The organism is Kitasatospora sp. NPDC059817 (assembly GCF_042731835.1).
Taxonomy (GTDB): Bacteria; Actinomycetota; Actinomycetes; order Streptomycetales; family Streptomycetaceae; genus Kitasatospora.
Map to the genome: position 1 here is coordinate 4665 of NZ_JBHWIR010000238.1, position 4384 is coordinate 9048.

The following is a 4384-nucleotide window of genomic DNA, read 5'->3' on the forward strand; positions in this document are numbered from 1 at the left end:
TGGGGTTCCTGATGGGGGGGGTTGCGGCGCGGGGGTGGTGAAGTTCGCCTTTAAACTGCCCGCCGCGGGGCTGCGGACCTCCGTCCGCTGTGCCGCTCCGACCTCCACGCATCCACCGCCGGTGTCCGCCGCCGACGTCGGCCTGCTGGTGCTCCGGCTGGCCGGCCTGCTGCTGGCCGGCCACGGTGCCCAGAAACTCTTCGGCCTGTTCGGTGGCGCCGGTCTGCATGCCACCAGTAAGGGCTTCGAGGCCCTGGGTTACCGGCCCGGCGTCCTCTTCGCCACGCTGGGAGGAGCCTCAGAGCTGTGCGGCGGCCTGGGCCTCGCCCTCGGGCTGTTCACCCCGCTGGCCGCCGCCGCCGTGATCGGGGTGATGATCAACGCGATGTCCGTCACCTCGGGCAGAGGCCTGTGGGCCGACAAGGGCGGCATGGAGTACCCGCTGTGCCTGGCGCTGATCGCGATCGCGGTCTCCGCCATCGGCCCCGGACGCCTGGCACTGGACCACCCGTTCCGGTGGGGCCAGGGCGGGTGGTGGAGTGCGGCCGTCGCCCTGGGGATGGGCGGCATCGGCGCGGGCATCGTGCTGTCCCTGCAAGGGGTGACTCTCTAGCGCCGCGTCAGCACCGCGTTGGACCACCACTACGTGCGCGAAGCCAGGACCAGCAACCCGTCGCATCCCTCAGCAGGTGTGGCCGCTGGGCAGCGCGGAACCGTCCGACTCGCCGAGCCCGGCACGCGGTCGCGCCGTCATCCGGCGTGGTCGTAGTCCGGCAGGATCACGCCGCTGTGGGCGGCACGTCCCCCCGTTCCCGCCGAGGTGGTGGGGTTGCGCAGGGCCGCGTTGCGGGTGTCGAGCATGTCCTGGGTGCCGGGGATGAGGGTGGTGCCGCCGGAGGTGGCCAGCGCCTGGTTCCGCTCGACGAAGGGGCGCGCCTTGCGCTCGTAGGCCGCGAAGGCGGCCGCGTGGTCGGTGTGGCCGGCGAGCTCTCCGGCCAGGAGGTAGGCGCCGACGAGCGAGACGCTGGAGCCCTGGCCGGATAGGAACGAGGTCGCGTGGGCCGCGTCACCGGCGAGGGCGACGCGGCCACGGGACCAGGTGGGCATGTGGATCTGGCTGACGACGTCGAAGAACAGGTCGTCGGCCTCGCACAGCGCGTCCACCAGGCGCGGGATGTGCCAGCTGCGCTCGGGGAAGGCGGCGGCGACGAGTTCGCGCTGCGCCTGCGGGTCCCGGAAGGCGTCGACGGGGGCGTCCTCCCGCTTGAGGAGGAGGAACCCGTGTATGCGGTCGGCGGGTTCGTGGGCGTAGAGGACGGCCGCGCGGCCTGGCGTGTTCCAGATGATCCCTTCGTGGGCGAGGCCCAGGTCGTTCGCGAGGGTGAAACCGGCGAAGACGTGGCCGAGGTAGCGGTGGAACGCGTCCTCGGGGCCGAAGACCAGCCCGCGGGTGTTGGAGTGCAGCCCGTCGGTGCCGATCACCAGGTCGAAGGTGCGGTGGGCACCGCTGTCGAAGGTGACGTCGACGCCGTCCGCCCGGTCGTCCAGGGTGGCGATGGAGTCGCCGAAGAGGAACTCGACCCGGTCGCGGAGCGGGGCGTAGAGGGCGCTCGCCAGGTCGCCGCGCCGTACTTCCAGGTCCAGGCCTGCGGCGCCTCCGGTGACGGCCTCGGGGGCGACGGAGCCGATGAGCGCCCCGTCCGCGTCCACGAACGAGAGCTTGCGCGTGTCCACGTGGGCTGCGCGCAGCTGCGGGAGCAGCCCCATGCGGTCGACGACCTCGCGGGCGGCGCCGCGGATGTCGATGGCGTACCCGCCGCCCCGTACGGCTGACGCCCGTTCGACGACGGTGACGTCGAAGCCGTAGCGGTCGAGCCAGTAGGCGAGGGCGGGGCCGGCGATGCTCGCGCCCGAGATGAGGACCTTGCGGTTCGCGGAGTGGTTGTTCACGGTGTGCTCTCCTCCTGGCGGCGCAGCCCGGCGGTCGCCTCCTGGCGGTCACACCGAAGATGCGTACCTTAGGTATCTTTATGGACGGCACAGTGCACCCGCGGAGAGCGGGCGCAGCCCCAGGATATAGATACCTAAGTTAGGTATTCAAGTGGAGGTGGTGGTCCGATGACCGCGGACTCGCCGGGCAACCCCGGCGCGGACGAGCAGGCGGCAGCCGTCTGGGCGGCCCTGCCCCGGCTGGCCCAGCTGAGCAACGCCATGACCCGCGGACGCCTGGCCGAACGGGCGGCCGACGCAGCGGGACTCGCCCTGGAGCGCCCCGCACTGAGCGCGCTCATGACCCTGCACATGGCGGACCGGCCGCTGCGCATCGGTGAGATCGCCGAACGGATGCAGGTGGTCGGCCCGCACGTCACGCGACAGGTCCAGGCGCTGGAGCGGCGCGGCCTCGTCCACCGCGTCGGCGATCCGCACGACCGGCGTGCCAGCCTCATCGAGGCGACCACTGAAGGAACGAGGGCGGCGAACGCCTACGCGACGTCCATGATCGGCTGGTTCACGGACGCGATAGCGCACTGGTCGGACCAGGACCGCGGGGACCTGGGCCGCCTGCTCGCGAAGCTGGCCGACGACGTCATCGCCCGCCTGGCCCTCCTCGACGACGGCGGCGGCGGCAGGTGACGGCACCTGAACGGTCAAGGCGGCACCTTGAAAACCCGTCCCACCCCACCTCGTTCGGGTGAAACCTCCGCGGCCGCCGGCATCGGAGGGCCCGGACGGCGACATCATGCCTCCATGATCACTTCGCTTCCTCGGCCCCGTCCTCGGCCCGCCCGCCGGCTGCGTGCGGGTGCTGCCGCCCTCGCCGCCCTCGGCGCGCTCGCCCTCACCGCCACAACTGCCGCCGCCGCCCCCGCGCCACGCCAGGCCGCCCCGTCCACGCGTACAGTCGCCGAGCCGCACTGCGGCGAATGGGTCGACTACAACGGCAACGAGGACCGCCGGATGAAGAGCTGGCTGTGCCTCTACGACAGCGGGGACGGGGGGATCTACCCGACGCTGTGGACCGAGTGCGGCTGGTGGAAGATCATCGGCTGGGCGGACCCGCCGAACGGCTGCCGCATCTGGGAGCCCAGCTCCTACGAGATCACCTTCCCGGACGGCACCAAGACCAAGGACGCGCTCTTCCCCGGCGCCTCCGGCAAGAACAGTGCCGCGAGCAACGGCAGCACCTACCCCTGCCAGAACGGCACCTGGAAGCTGTGGTCCTACTACGGCGTCCAGATGAAGGACATCCTCGGGAACTGGGGCAGCAACGTGGCCGCCACCCACGAGGTCACCTTCAACGTCACCTGCCCCTGACCTGGCATCCGCTGAGGGTCCGGACCTGGTCCGGACCCTCAGCGCCGGGCAGTTCGCGATCGGGCCCCGAACCGGCCGCCGCCGGAGCAGCAGCAGCCGCCGCCGCACCGTTGACCGTTGGTCACCACCGGCCCGGTCCGCGGCGGTACGCCCCGCCGTCGCGCCGCCACCTACCGGGCCGCGGCCTCGTGGTGAATCATGGAGGCGGCCGAACGGAGCGAGGGCCTCGGGGCGGACGGCACCAGGTCGGCCGCCGGCGGTCCTCATCGAGTGGGACGGGAACAGCATGCCTCTTAGCGGCGAATACCAACCGAGCCCGGAGAAGTGGGTCAGCGACCAGGTCGCGCTGTACGAGGGCTCCGGGGGCACCGAGGGCACGACGCTCCGGGGCGTGCCGGTGGTCGTCCTCACCAGCCTGGGGGCCAAGAGCGGCAAGATCCGCAAGAACCCGCTGATGCGGGTGGAACACGAGGGGACCTACGCCCTGGTGGCCTCGCAGGGCGGCGCGCCCAAGAACCCCACCTGGTACCACAACCTGGTCGCGCACCCGCAGGTCGAGCTCCAGGACGGTGCCGTGCGCCAGGACATGACGGCGCGCGAGGTCGAGGGCGCGGAGCGGGAGCTGTGGTGGGCCCGCGCGGTCGAGGTCTGGCCGGACTACGCCGCGTACCAGACGAAGACGGACCGGGTGATCCCCGTCTTCGTGTTGGAGCCGGAGACCGCCGGTCGTTGACCCCGAACGGCTCGGGCGGGGCCCGGAGCGCCGGAAACCGCCCGCCCGCCCGAGCCCTTCGCCCGGCACGGCAGCTCCCGTGCACGACGCGACGTGTCATGACGCGACATGACATGACAGGAGCGGAGAACCCGGCCGGAGCGGGTGAACCGACCGGTCCGTCGAGGCGTCCCGATCTTCGACGAGCTCCAGTACCTGATCGACGAGACCGACGCCCGCTGAACGGTCCCGAAGTGGGGGGCCCCCCCCCCCCGGGGCGGGCGGCCCCGGGGCCCCCCGGGGGGGGGCCCCCCCCCCGGCGGGGGGGGTTTAAAAAAAAACCACCCCCCCAGACCC

5 protein-coding genes are annotated in these 4384 nt (G+C 72.2%); 4 read left to right on the forward strand and 1 reads right to left on the reverse strand.

Translation table 11 applies throughout. From position 1 onward, the window contains the following. Positions 1–121: 121 nt before the first annotated feature. Positions 122–613 carry a DoxX family protein gene (locus ACFV61_RS31825; protein WP_063352690.1) on the forward strand — a complete coding sequence of 164 codons (492 nt, stop codon included), beginning with the start codon at positions 122–124 and terminating at the stop codon, positions 611–613. Between the two features lie 137 nt (positions 614–750). Here the strand turns inward: ACFV61_RS31825 and ACFV61_RS31830 are convergent, their stop codons facing one another. Then, a complete protein-coding gene (locus ACFV61_RS31830; RefSeq protein ID WP_380495405.1) occupies positions 751–1950 on the reverse strand; it encodes an FAD-dependent monooxygenase in 1200 nt (399 codons plus the stop codon). Between the two features lie 168 nt (positions 1951–2118). On the opposite strand from ACFV61_RS31830, the gene ACFV61_RS31835 reads away from it, so the two are divergent. The 3 genes from ACFV61_RS31835 (at position 2119) to ACFV61_RS31845 (ending at position 4048) form a co-directional block, all read left to right on the forward strand. After that, a complete protein-coding gene (locus tag ACFV61_RS31835) occupies positions 2119–2634 on the forward strand; it encodes a MarR family winged helix-turn-helix transcriptional regulator (RefSeq protein ID WP_380495407.1) in 516 nt (171 codons plus the stop codon). A 114-nt stretch (positions 2635–2748) separates the two neighbouring features. Further along, positions 2749–3315, forward strand: coding sequence for a hypothetical protein (locus ACFV61_RS31840; RefSeq protein ID WP_380495409.1), 567 nt, complete (start codon positions 2749–2751; stop codon positions 3313–3315). Between the two features lie 286 nt (positions 3316–3601). Continuing rightward, complete coding sequence (locus tag ACFV61_RS31845; protein ID WP_380334135.1) at positions 3602–4048, forward strand: nitroreductase family deazaflavin-dependent oxidoreductase; 447 nt, start codon at positions 3602–3604, stop codon at positions 4046–4048. Positions 4049–4384 lie beyond the last annotated feature (336 nt).